Source organism: Streptomyces sp. NPDC086549, assembly GCF_044746205.1.
Lineage (GTDB): Bacteria > Actinomycetota > Actinomycetes > Streptomycetales > Streptomycetaceae > Streptomyces.
This window is the reverse complement of record NZ_JBIVBS010000018.1, coordinates 88758-106127: the sequence shown is the minus strand read 5'-3', so window position 1 is coordinate 106127 and position 17370 is coordinate 88758. Positions and strand designations below refer to the sequence as shown.

Here is a 17370-nt window from a genome sequence, read left to right as displayed (position 1 = left end):
ACTCGCTGCCGGGGGCACGGACGGGCACCGTGATGGTTCGCCGTCCCGGCACAGGGACCGCGCCTACACCGCCCCCGCTCCGGTCAGCGACCGCACCTCGGTCTCCGCGTGCCTGCCCTCGTCCGGAATCTCGGCCGAGGTGACCGTCCCCAGCCAGCCCGAAAGGAAGCCCAGCGGGATGGAGACGATGCCGGGGTTCTGCAGCGGGAAGTACTGGAAGTCGACATCCGGGAACAGCGAACCCGGGCTGCCGGACACCACCGGGGACAGCACGACGAGCGCCAGCGCCGGAACGAGCCCGCCGTATACGGCCCACACCGCGCCCCGCGTCGTGAATCCGCGCCAGAACAGCGAGTAGAGCAGCACCGGCAGGTTCGCCGACGCGGCCACGGCGAAGGCCAGGCCCACCAGGAAGGCCACGTTGAGGTCGCGGGCCAGCAGGCTCAGCGCGATCGCCACGAGGCCGACGCCGACCGCCGCGACCCGCGCCACGGCCACCTCGCTGTGCGGCTCGCGGCCGCGCTTGCCCCGCCCGCGCCGCAGCGAGGCGTACAGGTCGTGGGCCACCGATGCGGAGGAGGCGAGCGTGATCCCGGCGACCACCGCGAGGATCGTGGCGAAGGCGACCGCTGCGACGATCGCGAACAGAACCGTCCCACCGGTGGAGTCGGCGCCGCCGCCCAGGTCGAGCGCCAGCAGCGGAACCGCGGTGTTCCCGGCGGCGTTCGAGCCGCGCACGGCCTCCGGTCCGACGAGCGCTGCCGCCCCGAACCCGAGCACGAACGTCATCAGGTAGAAGCCGCCGATCAGCCCGATCGCCCACACCGCCGAACGACGGGCGGCCCGCGCCGTCGGCACGGTGTAGAAGCGGGACAGGATGTGCGGCAGCCCGGCCGTGCCCAGCACCAGCGCGAGCCCCAGGCTGATGAAGTCGAACCGCGCGGTCCAGTCCCCGCCGTACTTGAGGCCTGGCGCCAGGAACGCTTCCCCATGACCGCTGCGCTCCGCAGCCGTGATCAGCAGCTGGTCGACGTCGCCATGGAACCGCGCCAGGACGAGCACCGTCAGCACGATCGTCCCGCCGAGCAGCAGAACCGCCTTCACGATCTGAATCCACGTGGTGGCCCGCATCCCTCCCAACGACACATAGATCACCATGAGCGCGCCGACCCCGATGACGGTCCACGCCTGCGCTGCCTCGCCCGTCCGCCCGAGCAGCAGCACGACCAGGCTGCCCGCTCCCACCATTTGCGCCACCAAATACAGAACGGACACGGTGACCGAGGAAGTTCCCGCCGCGATCCGCACCGGTCGCTCGCTCATCCGTGCCGCCACCACGTCGGCCAGCGTGAACCGCCCGCAGTTGCGGACCAGTTCGGCGACGAGGAACAGCACCACCAGCCAGGCGACCAGGAAGCCCACCACATACAGCAGCCCGTCGTACCCGAACAGGGCAATGAGCCCGGTGACTCCAAGGAAGGAAGCGGCCGACATATAGTCCCCTGCGATGGCAAAACCATTCTCCATGGGTGAGAAGAGCCGCCCGCCGGCGTAGAACTCCTCGGCGGAGCCACGGCGGTTGCGGCTGACCCACGTCGTGATCGCCAGGGTGACGGCCACGAATCCACTGAACAGCAGCAGTGCCAAGGCTTGGTGATGACCCGTCATGACGCACCGCCCCGGACCCCGCGCGTCAGCTCCTGTGTGTCCCAGCGCAGGTCGAGCGCGGCTCTGTCCCTGTGCAACCGTGCGTGCCGGGCGTAGGCCCAGGTGAGCAGGAAGGTGCTGAGGAACTGCCCGAGACCGGCGAGCATCGCCACGTTCACGGCACCCACCACGGGCGTGGCCATGAACGCGGGCGCCGTCGTCGCGGTGACCACATAGCCCAAGTACCAGGCCAAGAAGACGGCGACCCCGGGCACCACGAATCTGCGGTACCGGCTGCGCACCTCCTGGAACGCCGCGCTGCGCTGCACCTCCAGATACACGTCACGCGCGCGAACGGCAGCCCCGTCCCGCTCCTCGCGCGCGCCCGGCACGACGGGAGCAGGCACACCCGTGCCGTCCAGCTCGCCCCAGCCGGACGCCAGTGCGTCGTACCAGGGGTCCTCGTATCCCACTTCGTGGGAAGCCGGGTCTTGGTCTTCGTGGTTCCCGGCCGAACTCTCGGGACCGCCTCCGCCTTCGCGGGAACGGCCATTGCTTGACTGCATGCCCAAGCATGGACAGACCGGGAAGATCCCCGACTCTTCTTCCCCCGGCTCTTCACCCCATCAGGTGACTCAACCCGCTGGTGGGCGGGCCAGGCCCTTCCCGTACGCGTAACGCACCGCCTGGGCGCGGTCCTTGAGTCCCGTCTTGGCGAAGAGGTTGTTGATGTGGGTCTTCACCGTCGCCGTCGAGACATGCAGCCGACGGGCGATCTCCTGGTTGGTCAGGCCCTCGGCGATCAGCACCAGGACCTCGGTCTCCCGCGCCGTCAGTCCGTCGGACTCGGCGGGCGCCGGCCTCGGCTCCGGCTCCGACAGCCGCTCCAGCAGCCGCCGTTGGACGCTCGGCGACAGCCCTGCCTCCCCGGACAGCACGCTCTGCACGGCTCGCACGATCTCGTCGCCGCCCGCGTCCTTGGTGAGATAGCCGCGCGCCCCCGCTCGCAGCGCGGGGAACAGCGACTCGTCGTCCGCGTACGTGGTGAGCACCACGACCTGGGTCCCGGGGTGCTCCGCCCGGATCCGCCGGGTCGCCTCCACACCGTTGCAGCGGGGCATCCGCAGGTCCATCAGGACCACGTCCGGGGCGAGTTCGGCGACCAGCTTCACCGCCTCGTCCCCGTCGCCCGCGGCACCGACCACCTCGATCCCCGGCAGCAGCCCGAGCAGCATCACGATGCCTTCCCGGACCACGGTCTGGTCGTCCGCCACGACAACCCGCGCGGGCTTCTGCCCTGCCTCCTCGGTCATGCGGGCACCTTCAACGTCACCATGAAACCTTCCTCGTCCGGCCCGGCCTCCAGCGAACCGCCCAGCAGTTCGGCTCGCTCCCGCATCCCCAGCAGACCGTACCCGGCTCCGGACCCCGCCAGCTCGCCCGGCCTGCCGCCGGAGTCCCGTATGTCCAGGGTCACTTCGTGGTCGCCGTAGTCCAGCCGCACCTGGACTCTGGCACCGTGGGCGTGCTTGCGGACGTTCGTCACGGCTTCCTGGGCGACCCTGCGTACGGCCTGCGACGCCTCCGCGGTCAGCGCTCTGCACTCACCCGTGACAGTGACCTCGGCGCCGTCGGCCGCGCTGACGAGTTCGTTCAGGAAGTCCTCCAGCGGGGTCAGTTCGCCGCGCAGCGCGGAGAGCGCCTGGCGGGTCTCGGCGAGGCCGTCCCGAGCCATTCCCCGCGCCGCCACCACCCGTTCGAGGATCTGTTCCCTGTCGGCGTCGCGCTCGATCAGCAGCCGGGCCGCCTCCAGGTGCACGAGCTGGGCCGACAGGCTGTGCGCGAGTACGTCGTGGATCTCCCGCGCGATCCTGGCCCGCTCCGCCAGTGCCGCCGACTCCGCCTCGGCCGCCCGGGCGGCGCGCTCCTGGGCGAGCAGGCGCTGGGCGCTGCCCCGCGCCTCGGCGTCCAGGCGGAGGACGTAGCCGGCGAGTGCCATACCCACGACGGTGGCGGCAGTGGTCAGCCACACGTCGTTGTTGAATGCCGAGTACGAGGCGAGGGCCACGGAGGCCACGGGCAGAGCGGCGCCCAAGGGCAGTCGCTCCAGGGCGGAGATGCCGCAGCCGCACCAGAGCACGAGGGCCGGTCCCCTGAACCCCGTGGCCTGTGCCGCGACCGCGATGCCCAGCAGCACGCTGATGAGGGCCAGGGAGGGCAGGAGTCGGTGCGCGTAGGTCGTGCGGAAGAAAGCCCAGGAGACGACGGCGGCCACGATGACGCCCCCGGCGGCGGCCGCCGCTCCCCAGGCATGAGCGTGCCGCGCGTCGAAAGCCCCCCACAGCAGTATGGCGATCACCAGCACCCTCACGGCCCAGGCGAGCATCCGCCGGGGTTGTGAAGTTCCCTCGCGGCCGAGTGCCTCGCGCGAGGGCCAGCGCGTCCAGGCGTTCTCGGTCATGCAAGCTCCTTCCACGCCGGCCGGGCCACGCTGTCACCGTACGCCGCGCCCTGTACGGCGGACGCCTCCAGCGACCGCGCACGCCAGGCCAGGACCCCGGAGCGAACCAGCAGGGTGCCCGCGAGGCCGACCATGAGCGCGGAACTGTCCTGGTGCATGCCGCCGAGTGCGAAGAGGCCGACGCGCAGACAGATGCCGATGCCCCAGACGACCGCGCTCGCCTTGGTGCTCTTGGTCCAGACGACACCGTCCGGTTCCGTCCACACCCGGGTCGTCCAGGCCCAGCCGGCACCGGTGGCCAGGCCTGTCAGCACCTCCGCGGACAGCAGCACAGCGGACCCCACCCGGTGGTGGGCGTCGAGTATGCCGGGCTCGCGCAGCGCCAGGAACGCGAGGACCACGGGCACGACCCACCAGCGCCGGTCGGTGTCGATCGGGCGGGCGCGGAACTGTCGTACGACCACCAGCGCGACGACGGCGACGATCACCAACGCGTTGACGAGCCCGGGCATCAGAGCCTCCGTGAGCGGGAAAGGGAGGCCGGCAGCGAGTCCTGCCGACGCCTTCGACGCTACGGAAATTCGCAGGTCAGCTCATCGGAGCCGGGGTGGATCGCGGGTGGATCCTCACGGCCCTCCGCTCTCCACCCGCGGGTGGAGAAGAACCGACCCGCAACGCCCGGCCGGGCTCGCGCCCGGGGCAGCGGGAGCGCTGCCACGACCGAGCCTGGCCCTGAGGCCCCGCACGCGCGGCCCCCGCAATTCCGCGTGTCCGGGGGTATCGAAGACCCCGGCCGGACCCGGCCCGGTACGACCGGACGACGGACCGGGCAGGTCCGGGCCCGGCATCGGGAGGCCCCGCGCCGTAACCCGCCGTGCCCCGAGGCCTCACCACCACCCGTGCCAAGCGCTGCCGCCCCCGACACCGACACCCGGACACTCCCGACGCAACGGGCGCCTCCCGGTCCGGGCCCGGCACGGCCTGCCGCGTGCCCGCCTCGGCCTGGGGCCCAGCCCCAGCCCGAGGCTCAGCGCAGCGCCTACGCGTCGATCCGCGACCGGTCCAGCGTCGCCGCCGAGCTGGAGATGAACTCCTTGCGGGGCGCGACGTCGTTGCCCATCAGCAGATCGAAGACCTGCTCGGCGGCCTCCAGGTCGGAGAGGTTGATCCGGCGCAGGGTTCGGTAGCGCGGGTCCATCGTGGTCTCGGCCAGCTGGTCCGCGTCCATCTCGCCCAGACCCTTGTAGCGCTGGATGGAGTCCTTGTACCGGACACCCTTGCTCTGGAACTCCATGAGCTTGTCGCGCAGCTCACGGTCCGAGTAGGTGTAGACGTACTTGTCCTGGCCTTTCTTCGGCTGGACGAGCTCGATGCGATGCAGCGGCGGCACCGCGGCAAAGACCCGGCCGGCCTCGACCATGGGCCGCATGTAGCGCTGGAACAGCGTCAGCAGCAGGCACCGGATGTGGGAGCCGTCCACATCGGCGTCCGTCATCATGATGATCTTGCCGTACCGGGCGGCGTCGAGGTCGAAGGTCCGGCCCGAGCCCGCCCCTATGACCTGGATGATCGCGCCGCACTCGGCGTTCTTCAGCATGTCCGTCACGGACGACTTCTGGACGTTGAGGATCTTGCCGCGGATCGGCAGGAGCGCCTGGAACTCGGAGTTCCGGGCCAGCTTCGCCGTACCCAGCGCGGAGTCTCCCTCGACGATGAACAGCTCGCTGCGCTCGACGTCGTCGCTTCGGCAGTCGGCGAGCTTGGCGGGCAGGGACGACGACTCCAGGGCCGTCTTCCGCCGCTGCGCGTCCTTGTGCTGGCGGGCCGCGATGCGCGTACGGGCGGCGGCCACCACCTTCTCCATGACCACCCGGGCCTGGGCGGCCGCGTCGCGCTTGGTGGAGGTCAGGAAGGCCTTGAGCTCCTTGGAGATCACGTTGTTCACGATCCGGCGGGCGGCCGACGTGCCGAGGACCTCCTTGGTCTGACCCTCGAACTGCGGTTCGGCGAGACGGACGGTGACGACTGCGGTAAGCCCCTCCAGGGCGTCGTCCTTGACGATGTCGTCCTCGGCGACGCGCAGCAGCTTCTTGGCGCGCAGCGCGTCGTTCATCGTCTCTTTGACGGCCTGCTCGAAGCCGGCGACGTGGGTGCCGCCCTTGGGGGTGGCGATGATGTTGACGAACGACCTGAGGGTCGCGTCGTACCCGGTCCCCCAGCGCAGCGCGACGTCGACGGCGAGCTCGCGGGTCACCTCGGTGGGCGTCATCTGGCCGTGCTCGTCCAGGACCGGCACGGTCTCCTTGAAGGTGCCGTGTCCGGAGAAGCGGAGGACATCACAGACCGGCTTGTCGGTCGCCAGGTACTCGCAGAACTCGCTGATGCCGCCGTCGAAGCGGAAGGACTCCTCGCCCTTGCTGCCGCCCTCGCCCAGGCCGTACTCGTCACGGACGACGATGGTGAGGCCGGGCACCAGGAAGGCGGTCTGGCGGGCACGCTGGTGGAGCGTCTCCAGGGAGAGCTTCGCGTCCTTGAGGAAGATCTGGCGGTCGGCCCAGTACCGCACGCGCGTGCCGGTGCGGGTCTTGGGGATCCTCTTGGCCTTGGCCAGGCCGCCCGTGGCCTCGAACTTGGCGTCCGGGCCGTTCGCCGCGAAGGCACCCGGGGTGCCGCGCCGGAAGCTGATGGCGTGGGTGTGCCCGCCGCGGTCCACCTCGACGTCGAGGCGCGCGGACAGCGCGTTGACCACGGAGGCACCGACACCGTGCAGACCGCCGGAGGCCGCGTACGAACCGCCGCCGAACTTGCCGCCGGCGTGCAGCTTGGTCATGACGACCTCGACGCCGGACAGGCCGGTCTTGGGCTCGACGTCCACGGGGATGCCGCGGCCGTTGTCCCGCACTTCCACGGAGCCGTCGTCGTGGAGGATCACGTCGATGTGGTCGCAGTAGCCGCCAAGGGCCTCGTCCACGGAGTTGTCGATGATCTCCCACAGGCAGTGCATGAGACCGCGGCTGTCGGTGGAGCCGATGTACATGCCGGGGCGCTTGCGCACGGCCTCGAGGCCCTCAAGGACGAGCAGGTGCCGCGCGGTGTAGTTGGAACCGTCCCGGTCTGCTCCTGCCAGCAGAGCTGTGGACGGCACGGACGTATCGGCGGTCACGCGGTTCGCTCCTCGCTGAATTTCAGGTGGGCCCCGTTTGGGTAGGGGCCCGGCTTCGGTTGCCGCTCAGAGGGTACCGAGGCCTGGTAGAGCCGTTGTAACGCCACCCTCACTCTGATACTCAGACTAGTCCAGAGTCGTATGCGTGTTCGATCCCTCGATGGAGTGAAGTACATATCACGTTCCCTTCGAGGCATGAACCATTTAGGCTCCGGGCACGTCCTCATGAACAACCGGCAACCCAGCCGGGGGACCTCAACCGATAGACAGCGCGAACCCGTAAGCACACAAGAAACGCGATACGGCACATTCGCCGCCAACCGGCAGCAGACAGCCGCCCCGGAAGATTTTTCGAGGAAATGCCACGAGCGGGAACGTTTTCGGGCTGGTTGGATGTTGACCCTGGTACGACAGCTCGTCGAGCTAGAGAAGAGGCGACGTGACTACTGTTCTGACCCCCGCGAGCCCGTTGACGGCCGCCGATCGCTGCGACCGCTGCGGCGCCCAGGCATACCTGCGCGTCGTCTTGCTCAGCGGCGGAGAACTGCTCTTCTGCGCCCACCATGGCCGCAAGTTCGAGCCGGAACTCAAGAAGATCGCCGCTGAGATACAGGACGAGACGGAGCGGCTGACGACCGTTCCGGTATCCGCCGCTGAAGAAGAGCGCTGACACCTCGCATCCACGACGAGCCAGCTCCGGCAGAGGCCGGTGATCGGGCGGCCGCTCCTCCCAGGAGCGGCCGCCCGTTCTCGTGCCCTCCGCGGCCCCTCAGACCGCTTTGTGCGGCCCTTGTGAGCGGCCGCCGGTCCGGCCCAGCGCGCGTGCGACCTCGGACACCCGGGTGTAGACCCCGGGGTTCCCTGCCCGGCCGCAGCCATTGCCCCACGACACGAGCCCGATCAGCCGCCCTCCGGCGACCAGCGGGCCTCCACTGTCGCCCTGGCACGCGTCGGGGCCGCCCTGCGCTTCCCCTGCGCACAGCATGGAGTCGGCCCGGTACGTGCCGTCGGCACTGCCGGGATAGGCCTCCCCGCAGAGCGCGTCGGGCAGCACGCGTACGTGTGCGGCGTGCAACTGCCGCGTGTAGTCACCGATGCCCGTCAGGTCGCCCCACCCGGAGACCAGGGCGCTCGTTCCCGGTGTGTATGCCGGGTCACCCTCGGCCGCCATGGCGATGACCGAGCTCTGCGGCAGTGGTTTGGCGAGGGTGAGGACGCCGAAGTCTCCGGCGTTGCCGACCGGATCGTAGTGCGGGTTGATCCGGGCCTCGCGTACGGGGATCTCCTCGCCCTGGCCGGACAGCAGGTCCGTACGGCCCGCGATCACCGTGAGGTCGCCCGCCCGGTTCGACCCGCTTCCCAGGGCCTCATCGCTCAGGCAGTGGGCCGCGGTCAGCACGGTGGTGCGGCCGATCACCACGCCACCGCAGAACTGTCCCGCCCGCGTACCTCCGAACCGGTCACGGCTGGACAGCGCGACCGTCCAGGGAGTCTGGGACACATCGACGGGAAAGCCGTCCACCACGACGCCGCCGGCGGCGACGGGGACGGCGGTCACCAGCGGTATTACGGCAGTGGCGGCCGCCAGAATCAGCGGCCTCACCAGTGCCCGCGCAAAGGTACGACGCATGCACGCTCCTCACTCCGAGTGCTGTTGGGAAACCCAGAGTGATCCAGAGCGCCGCGCTCCGCAGCGCGAAGGCCCGGTCTCCCCCGCGGGGGAGACCGGGCCTTCGCGGTCGTACGACCGCGACCTAGTCGAGGTAGTCGCGCAGCACCTGGGAACGCGACGGGTGGCGCAGCTTCGACATGGTCTTGGACTCGATCTGGCGGATGCGCTCACGCGTCACGCCGTAGACCTTGCCGATCTCGTCGAGGGTCTTCGGCTGACCGTCGGTGAGACCGAAGCGCATGGAGACGACGCCCGCCTCACGCTCGGACAGGGTGTCGAGGACGGAGTGCAGCTGCTCCTGGAGCAGCGTGAAGCTGACCGCGTCGGCCGGGACGACGGCCTCGGAGTCCTCGATGAGGTCACCGAACTCGCTGTCGCCGTCCTCGCCCAGCGGGGTGTGCAGGGAGATGGGCTCACGGCCGTACTTCTGGACCTCGATGACCTTCTCCGGGGTCATGTCGAGCTCCTTGGCCAGCTCCTCCGGGGTGGGCTCACGGCCCAGGTCCTGGAGCATCTGGCGCTGCACGCGCGCGAGCTTGTTGATGACCTCGACCATGTGCACCGGGATACGGATGGTGCGGGCCTGGTCGGCCATCGCGCGGGTGATCGCCTGACGGATCCACCAGGTGGCGTACGTGGAGAACTTGTAGCCCTTGGTGTAGTCGAACTTCTCGACCGCACGGATCAGACCGAGGTTGCCCTCCTGGATGAGGTCCAGGAACAGCATGCCGCGGCCGGTGTAGCGCTTGGCCAGGGAGACCACCAGACGGAGGTTGGCCTCCAGGAGGTGGTTCTTGGCACGGCGGCCGTCCTCGGCGATGATCTCCAGCTCGCGCTTGAGCTTCGGCGCGAGCTTGTCGGCGTTCGCCAGCTTGTCCTCGGCGAACAGACCGGCCTCGATGCGCTTGGCGAGCTCGACCTCCTGCTCGGCGTTGAGCAGGGGGACCTTGCCGATCTGCTTGAGGTAGTCCTTGACCGGGTCGGCGGTGGCGCCGGCCGCGGCGACCTGCTGCGCGGGCGCGTCGTCCTCGTCCTCGTCGGACAGCACGAAACCGGCGCTCTCCGTGCCCTCGGGCTCCTCGGCGCCCTTGGCTTCCTCGGGCACCTCTTCCTCGAGGAGCTCGACGTCGTCCTTCTTGGCGGTGGTCTTCTTCGCCGCCGTCTTCTTGGCGACGGTCTTCTTCGCGACCGTCTTCTTGGCGGTCGCCTTCTTGGCTGCGGCCTTCTTGGCGGGTGCGGCTTCCTCGGCGGGATCGACAGCGGCAGGGTCAGCGGGCGCGACCGGGGCGGCCGTGGTGGCGGTGGCCTTCCTGGTGGTCACCGTCTTCGCCGCGACCGTCTTGGTGGCGGTGCGCTTGGCCGGGCTCTTCGCTGCGACGCTCTTTCGGGTGCGCTTGGGCTCCGCGGCACTGACCATCAGCGTCACACCCTCTTCCTCGAGGATCTGGTTGAGGCTGCGCAGTACGTTCTTCCACTGAGTGGCCGGAATCTGGTCAGCTTCGAAGGCCCGACGCACGTCATCGCCGGCGATCTGCCCCTCAGCCTTTCCCCGCTCAATGAGCGCCATGACAGAGACGGACTCGGCGATCTCCGGCGGGAGCGTACGGGATGTGCTGGCCGACACGAACAACCTCTCGGAACGTTGGAAAACGGCTTCCGGCCCCTTCCAGGACGGACAGGAGCCGACCGCCGGCTTGGGGATGGGCCGACGGCGCGGGCGGGGGCCGGGGAGATGCACAGCGCCTTGAACGGCGTCTGTATTCCCTCCGCGGCTATCACCTCTTAGGTCATCGCGCTCATCCCGCGAGCGTTACGCCCAATCTGCGTGGCCCGAGTCACACCCCGTAAGCGCTCAAAAGCAGTCGGACGCGGATAAATACTGTCGGCGATGGCCTTGACCGGGACCGCACCGACGGATAGGCCGCCTCGTCGTACCGCCGGACCCCGCCGGACTCCAGAGGATCCGGCAGGGTCCGGCGGCAGACGGGTTCCGGGACCCGTCGCCGTCACCCGGACGCGGCACTCTCCGACCTCACCGCCCGCGGGTCGGCGTCAGTGCTCACGCGGGGCGGGTACGACGCGCTCCACCTCGGGATGAACGGTCAGCAGCTGACGCATGGCCGCCTCGGCCCCCGCGGCGTCGCCGGTACCGAGGGCGTCGACGATCCGCGCGTGCTGCGCCAGGGACGACTCGTTCGGCCGGTCACAGCCGGTGACCGGGCCGCCCGAGACCTGGAGGGCGGCCGACACGATGCCGGAGAGGTGCTCCAGCATGCGGTTGCCCGCGATCTGGATGAGCAGCGCGTGGAACTCGGAATCGGCGCGGGAGAAGGTGAGCGCGTCGCCCTGCCCCATGGCATGGCTCATGATCTCGACCATGTCGGAGAGGCGCTGCTGGACGTCCTCGCGTCCGTGCCCGGCGGCGAGGCGCGCGGCGAGCGGCTCGATCGTCCAGCGCAGCTCGCTCAGCTCGCGCCGCTGGTCGTCGCGCTGCGGCCCGAAGGCCCGCCACTCGATGATGTCCGGGTCTAGGAGGTTCCAGTCGCTGACGGGACGCACGCGCGTGCCGACGTTCGGGCGGGCGCTGACCAGGCCCTTGGCCTCCAGGACGCGGAGGGACTCGCGGACGACGGTGCGGGAGACCTCGAAGCGCTGGCCGATCTCCTCGGGCACGAGCGGGCGGTCCGCGCCCAGGTCGCCCGAGACGATCATCTGGCCCAGCTGCTGAACGAGTTGGCCGTGCAGTCCGCGTCCGCGGCTGCCCGCGGTGCGCCGGCCCACACGGCCCAGCTCGGGTTCCGCACCGTCCCAGACAGGCGCTCCGACGCGGTCGACGGCGGGGGCCTCCGCGTAGGGGTAGCGGTCGAGTTCGCCCGGGCCGACGAGACCAGAGTCTGCGGAGCGGGCGGCGGTCATCATGGTGTGCGCAAGGGTACTCACGGATCCTTTGTCGGCGCCGTCTCCAACTCCCTTGAGGTCTTTGGTGAAAAGCACACGAAAGGGTGATCGCTCACCCCGTCGCAATTGACGCCTTATCGGAAAGAAATGGGCGCGCTCCGGGGAGTTGTGCGCACGGCAGGATCGGAAGCGTACGGACGGTCGTCATCGGACCCTGCTCCGCAGGGTCGTGAACAGATACGCGCAGAGCAGGGCGGTCAGCGACAACGTCAGTGCTCCGCCCACGGGTTGAGCGAGCATCCGGACCGCTCCGGTCAGATAGCGCTCTCCCCCGAAGGGCCACTGCACCAGGAAGACCTTCCGCATGCGCACCGGAAACCCCGCCGCCGTCCGCACCGCCGGGCCCTCCAGCACCTTCTGTACCAGGGGCACGACCACCACGGGTACGGCGAGCACCGCGGCGAGCCCGGCCGTGGTGGACCGGAAGACGCCCGCGGCCAGCACTCCGGCCCAGGCGCACCCGGTCATGAGTCCGAACCAACTCACGGCCATCGAAAGCCAGTCGGCGGGAACCTGCGTGAGCTCCCGGCCGTACACGAGATAGAGCGCTTCGGCGTCGCAGCCCACGGCGAGGAAGGCCAGCATCAGCGCCGTGGCCCCGGAGACGAGGAGTTTCGCGGTGAGCAGCCCCAGTCGGCGGGGCACGGTGCCGCGATCCGCCGCCAGGGCGGGGTGGCGGAACTCGTCGCCGAAGGCCAGCGCGCCGAGGAGCCCCGCGCCGAGCGCCGCGGGCGGCAGGGGCAGCTCCCGCGGCCACGCCGCGAACAGGCGCCCCTGCGGGGTGTGGCCGAGGCGAGCGAGCAGCACGGCGGCGAGCGCGGACACCACGAGCACGGCACCACAGGTGACGAAGCCCGTGGCGATGCCTGAGGCGCGGCGGAGTTCGTATCGGAGGGGACGGAGGGGGCTGGGGGCGGGGCGAACGGAGATGGGGGGCGGGAGAGGGGACGTATCGCCTGGAGTGCGGGACTCCGCGGTGCGTGAGGGGCCGACCTGGGGCCGGACTCCGGTCGTGTGGTGGGGACGCGAGGCGACGGCGAGCGGGGTGAGGCTGTCAGGTGCCGGACGGTCATCGGTCGCCGGCCCATCGACGGCCCGGACGTCGGTGGCGTGTGGCTGGGGCTGCTCGTTCGCGGCGGGGGACGGGTCGGCGACGAGCGCTGGTGGCGTTGCGCTCGTCGGTGCGTCCGAGGCGGTCGGACCGTCGACGGACTGCGCCGGACCGGGCACCTGCGGCTCGTCGGGGGGCTGCGGTTGGCCCGGGTCGGGCAGGTCGTCGGGGAGTTGCGGGTGATCTGCGGCCGTTGTGCCGCGAGGCGTCTCCGACCGATCCGCGGCCACCCTGGCGCCAGGCATCTTCGGACGTTCCGCCGCCTGCTGCTCGGTTGCGGACGACTGACGGGCCGGCGGAGTGCCGCACCCGTCCGGCGGGAGCACGCCAGCCCCTGGCCCCATGTCGCCCGTCTCGTCAGCGAGTTGATGCACGAGGATGCCGTGACGGAACGCGGTCTCACCGACGTCTGCGGTTGTACTGCCGTACACGGACAAGCGGTTGCCGCTCTCCCGGACGACTTCGACGGAGCGCCGGGTGGCGCGGGCCTCCTTGGCGAGCAACACCGCGAGGCGGGGGGCGTGCGGGCTGCGGACGGCCACGCGGGGACGCAGCCGGGTGCGGCCGAACTCCGCCGCCTCCTGGTCGGCGACGATCCTGCCGCACTCCAGGGTGACGACGTGGTCGGCGGTGCGTGCGGCTTCCTTGGGGTCGGCCGTGGTGTACAGGACTGTGCCGCCCTGGGTCGCGTGCGCCCGGAGCATGCCGTGCAGCCAGCGGGCCTCGCGGGCGGACAGCCCTTCCGTGAGGGTGTCCAGCACGAGTGTGTGCGGGTCGGGCAGCAGGGCGCAGGCCAGGCCGAGCCGACGGTCCATGCCGCGGGACAACGTGCCCACGCGCTCCTCGCGCAGGCCGGCGAGGCCGACCACATCGAGGACCTCGTCGGCACGCCGGGCGGGAACCCCCGCCGCGGCGCACAGCATGCGCAGATGCCCCCGGACCGAGCGGGCCGGATGCCCGGGTACGTCGCCCAGGAGCACGCCGACCTCGCCCGAGGGTTGGGCGATGCGATGCAGGGGCCGACCTCTGAAGCAGGTGATGCCGCGGCCCTGCTGGAGTTCGAGCATCAGCCGGAGCGCCGTCGTCTTGCCCGCTCCCGGCGCTCCGAGGAGCGCGGTGACACGGCCCTCTCGCGCCTCGAAGGAGACGTCGTCGACGGCGGGCGGGTTCGCCTTGCGGGGTTCGCTGGTCAGTCCGAAGGCCTGGATCACCTGCAGCAAGATAGCGCGCTGCGTCCGATTTTTCGGGTATCACCCGATCTATTACGTAATGAGCGCCATCCGGGTCGGTCTTCTGTCCGCCATTCGGCAGTTCAGGGCGCCCCGCGGCCGAGCCCCGGCTCTGCGGGTCCCCGGCTTCTGATGCCGCTCCGTCACACCTCGGGACGCAGCATCGGGGGGTTGAGCAGGGTGGCGCCGCCGGCCCGGAAGAGCTGGGCCGGGCGGCCGCCCTGGCGTGTGGTGGTGCCGCCGGTGGGGACGAGGAACCCGGGGGTGCCGGTCACCTTGCGGTGGAAGTTGCGCGGGTCGAGCGCCACACCCCACACGGCCTCGTACACCCGACGCAGCTCGCCGACAGTGAATTCGGGCGGGCAGAACGCGGTGGCCAGCGACGAGTACTCGATCTTGGAACGGGCCCGCTCCACGCCGTCGGCCAGGATCTGGGCGTGGTCGAAGGCGAGCGGCGCCACCGGCTCGCCGTCACGGCCGTAACCGCCCTGCTGCAGCAGTTCCTCCACCGGCGCCCAGCGCGCGTTGCTGGCGTCGCCGCCCGCACGGGGTGCGGGCAGATCCGGTGCGAGGGCGAGGTGGGCGACGCTGACCACGCGCATACGCGGGTCCCGCTTGGGGTCGCCGTAGGTCGCGAGCTGCTCGAGGTGGGCACCGCCGTCCTGGACCGGGGCGAAGGGATCGTGGGCCTGCAGCCCTGTCTCCTCGGCGAGCTCGCGTGCCGCAGCCTGTGCCAGGTCCTCGTCGACCCGTACGAAGCCGCCCGGCAGCGCCCAGCGCCCCTGGAACGGGGGCTCCCCCCTGCGCACCGCCAGCGCGCACAGGGCATGGCGGCGCACGGTCAGCACGACCAGGTCCACGGTGACGGCGAAGGGCGGAAAGGCTGACGGGTCGTAGGGCATGCGGCGATCATAGTCGTCTGCCTGACGATAAACACTCCCTTCGCCGAGCGCAGCGGAGGCTGATCCGCTTCCGTTCCGGTATGGGGTCCATGAGGCGGCTCCCGTATTTCGTGCGGGTCGTGTCGTACGAGGTCACACCCCCAACTGGAGGCCGTCCGCCGCCTCCTCGACCATGGCGAGTCCGAGTCGGCTGACCCGTACGGAGAAGGGGGCACCGGCGATCCGCAGCCCCATGAAGCCGATCTCGCCCAGGGGAGCGCTGCGCGTGGGACGCAGGGTGACCGTCCGGGCCGGCGTGTCCGGACGGATGCCCGCGAGCGCGGTGAGGAGCAGCACTCCGGAGGCCGCCGCCGTGGCCGCCGGGCGGCAGGCCGCCGGATGGGGAACGGGGGCGCTCCCGTCGGCGCGCTGTTCCCCCGCGTACATCTCGGGCAGCCGGTGACCGAAGTGCTCGGCCGCCGCCAGGACACCGTGCAGCAGGCCGTCGGCCTCCTTCTCGTAGCCCGCGGCGGACAGCCCGGCGACGGCGAGCACCGTCTCCTGGACGCGTACGGCTCCGGCCCGGTGGCCGAACGGGTTGTGTCCCGCCTCCTTCGCGCCCAGTCCGCGCAGTCCCCAGCCCGAGTCCATGGCAGGTCCCCCGAGCAGCCGGGCGAGCTGTTCGGTCTGCACCCTGTCGAGCAGACCGGGCGCCAGTTCTCCCGCGCCGAGCAGGCCGGTGTCCAGGAGATGGACTGCGGCAGCGTCGAGGTGTGCAAGGGGGCGTCCGTCCGGTGCAAGGGCCGCCGCCGGTCGACCGCCGCCCAGGTCCGCGGTCCAGAAGCCCTCCCGGAACGCCGCCCGCAGTTCCCGCGCCCACTGCCGCAGTTCGGAGCCGCCGGGCCTGCCGTACGCGTCCAGGAGGTCGGCACCCAGCAGGGCCGCGCGATGGGCATGGGCCTGCGTCGCGCAACGGATGAGGCCTCCGGGCTGCGGGTCGCACAGGTACGTGCTGTCGCTCACGGTGGTCCGCAGCCAGGTCAGACACCGCTCGGCCGCGGGCAGCAGCTCCTCGGCCTCCTGTTCCGGGAGCCCCCAGCGGCGCGCCTCCGCGAGCAGGGCGGGGAACAGCAGTGTGGCCTCCGTACCCGTGCAGACCGGCGGCACGTGCGGGCCCGCGTCGCGTCGCGGTCCGGGGATCATGCCCTGCTGCGGTCCTGCGGCCGTGAGTTGCGTACGGGCGAGGATGCGCAGTGTGCCTGCGGCGAGCCGGGTGCCGAGGGGCAGCGTCATCCGCGCGGCGGTCAGCGCCTCGGCCGGGGCCATACCGCAGCGCCAGGGCGCCCCTGCCGCGAGATAGGTGTCGGAGGGGTGCGCCGGGTCACGCAGGAGCAAGACCTGGAGGTCCTCGATACTCGTCCGCATCAGGGCCGGAACCCTGGGGTCGTCGCCCGCCGCCCGGGCGGGCGCCAAGGGACTCGTGGCGGAACGGCCCACAGCCCTGAGCGGTCCCGCCCCGTCCGGCCGCACTCGCAGTTCCACGGTGGCCGTTCCCCCCGGTGGGAGTTCGAACTCCCACCGCAGCAGTCCCGCCGAGGCCAGGGCGTCGGCGGGCGGCGGGTGTGCCGTGACCAAGGCGCTCCCGGCGGTGCTGGTCCAGCGCAGGCCGGAGTCGTGAACCGTGGCGGGCAGTTCGGGGCCCGCGTCGCCGGAGGCGATGGCGCTCAGGTCCGCGAGGTCCGTGCCGAGGGCCACCTCGACCGGCAGCCGCAGGGGGCGGAGGGCCGCACTGCGGAAGGTGATGCGTTCGGTGCCGTCCGCGTGCCGGATCCGCTCGACCACGACGTCCGGGTCCGGGCCGGCGGCCGGGGTGGTGCGCAGGGTCCCCACGAACCGGGCCCGGTCGGCCGCGGTCATCCTGGCCTGGACGGCCAGCGGCTCGCGGCCGGCGACGCGGACCTGGCAGCGCGAGAGCAGCCGTCGGCCCGCTCGGTAGAACCCCTCCAGCCCCCGCCCGGCCAGCTGCCCCTGATCCGTGGAGATGGCGAGGCCCGGCAAGGCCACACAGATCAGCGCCGTGTGAGTGGGAGGGAGGTCGGCGGAGCGTCGGGGGGCCGGAAGCGGCGCGCGTACGGCGGCCCCCTGCGGCGGGGACACGGGTGGGCGAGGGGCCCGGCTCACGGGCGCAGGCGGGAACCAGCCTCGAGGCGTCGACGAGGCCGGGCCCTGTGAGGCGGTTGACGACCGG

13 protein-coding genes are annotated in these 17370 nt (G+C 71.2%); 1 reads left to right on the top strand and 12 read right to left on the bottom strand.

Going from position 1 to position 17370, the window contains the following annotated elements; genetic code table 11:
- Window positions 1-63: 63 nt before the first annotated feature.
- The 6 genes from ACIPSA_RS40590 to ACIPSA_RS40565 all read right to left on the bottom strand — a co-directional run bounded on the left by ACIPSA_RS40590 (window position 64) and on the right by ACIPSA_RS40565 (window position 7271).
- Window positions 64-1668, bottom strand: a complete 1605-nt coding sequence (locus tag ACIPSA_RS40590; protein ID WP_402644456.1) for a cation acetate symporter — start codon at window positions 1666-1668, stop codon at window positions 64-66.
- On the bottom strand, window positions 1665-2213 hold the full coding sequence (locus ACIPSA_RS40585; RefSeq protein WP_402644454.1) for a DUF485 domain-containing protein: 549 nt from the start codon (window positions 2211-2213) through the stop codon (window positions 1665-1667). Before ACIPSA_RS40585 ends, ACIPSA_RS40590 begins: the two co-directional genes overlap by 4 nt.
- Before the next feature lie 69 nt (window positions 2214-2282).
- Window positions 2283-2960: a response regulator gene (locus ACIPSA_RS40580; protein ID WP_402644451.1), complete on the bottom strand. Its 678-nt coding sequence runs from the start codon at window positions 2958-2960 to the stop codon at window positions 2283-2285.
- On the bottom strand, window positions 2957-4108 hold the full coding sequence (locus tag ACIPSA_RS40575) for a sensor histidine kinase (protein ID WP_402644448.1): 1152 nt from the start codon (window positions 4106-4108) through the stop codon (window positions 2957-2959). Before ACIPSA_RS40575 ends, ACIPSA_RS40580 begins: the two co-directional genes overlap by 4 nt.
- A complete protein-coding gene (locus tag ACIPSA_RS40570) occupies window positions 4105-4620 on the bottom strand; it encodes a DUF1453 domain-containing protein (RefSeq protein ID WP_402644446.1) in 516 nt (171 codons plus the stop codon). Before ACIPSA_RS40570 ends, ACIPSA_RS40575 begins: the two co-directional genes overlap by 4 nt.
- A 527-nt stretch (window positions 4621-5147) precedes the next feature.
- Complete coding sequence (locus tag ACIPSA_RS40565; RefSeq protein ID WP_402644444.1) at window positions 5148-7271, bottom strand: type IIA DNA topoisomerase subunit B; 2124 nt, start codon at window positions 7269-7271, stop codon at window positions 5148-5150.
- Window positions 7272-7710: 439 nt separating this feature from the next.
- Here ACIPSA_RS40565 and ACIPSA_RS40560 point away from each other — a divergent pair, with 439 nt between their 5' ends.
- Window positions 7711-7941 (top strand): hypothetical protein, encoded by a 231-nt coding sequence (locus tag ACIPSA_RS40560; RefSeq protein WP_402644441.1) that lies wholly within the window; start codon window positions 7711-7713, stop codon window positions 7939-7941.
- A gap of 99 nt (window positions 7942-8040) precedes the next feature.
- Here ACIPSA_RS40560 and ACIPSA_RS40555 read toward each other — a convergent pair whose 3' ends face one another.
- From ACIPSA_RS40555 to ACIPSA_RS40530, 6 genes are all read right to left on the bottom strand, one after another.
- Window positions 8041-8901: a serine protease gene (locus ACIPSA_RS40555; protein WP_402644439.1), complete on the bottom strand. Its 861-nt coding sequence runs from the start codon at window positions 8899-8901 to the stop codon at window positions 8041-8043.
- A gap of 124 nt (window positions 8902-9025) precedes the next feature.
- On the bottom strand, window positions 9026-10567 hold the full coding sequence (locus ACIPSA_RS40550; protein ID WP_402644437.1) for an RNA polymerase sigma factor: 1542 nt from the start codon (window positions 10565-10567) through the stop codon (window positions 9026-9028).
- A 428-nt stretch (window positions 10568-10995) separates the two neighbouring features.
- The gene (locus ACIPSA_RS40545) at window positions 10996-11883 is read right to left on the bottom strand and encodes a FadR/GntR family transcriptional regulator (RefSeq protein ID WP_402644434.1); all 888 of its coding nucleotides are present in this window, start codon (window positions 11881-11883) and stop codon (window positions 10996-10998) included.
- A gap of 162 nt (window positions 11884-12045) precedes the next feature.
- A complete protein-coding gene (locus ACIPSA_RS40540) occupies window positions 12046-14223 on the bottom strand; it encodes an ATP-binding cassette domain-containing protein (RefSeq protein ID WP_402644432.1) in 2178 nt (725 codons plus the stop codon).
- A 161-nt stretch (window positions 14224-14384) separates the two neighbouring features.
- Window positions 14385-15143: an NUDIX domain-containing protein gene (locus ACIPSA_RS40535; RefSeq protein WP_402644429.1), complete on the bottom strand. Its 759-nt coding sequence runs from the start codon at window positions 15141-15143 to the stop codon at window positions 14385-14387.
- A gap of 132 nt (window positions 15144-15275) precedes the next feature.
- Entirely contained in the window at window positions 15276-17186 is a 1911-nt protein-coding gene (locus ACIPSA_RS40530) for a glycogen debranching N-terminal domain-containing protein (protein WP_402644427.1), read from the bottom strand.
- Window positions 17187-17370 lie beyond the last annotated feature (184 nt).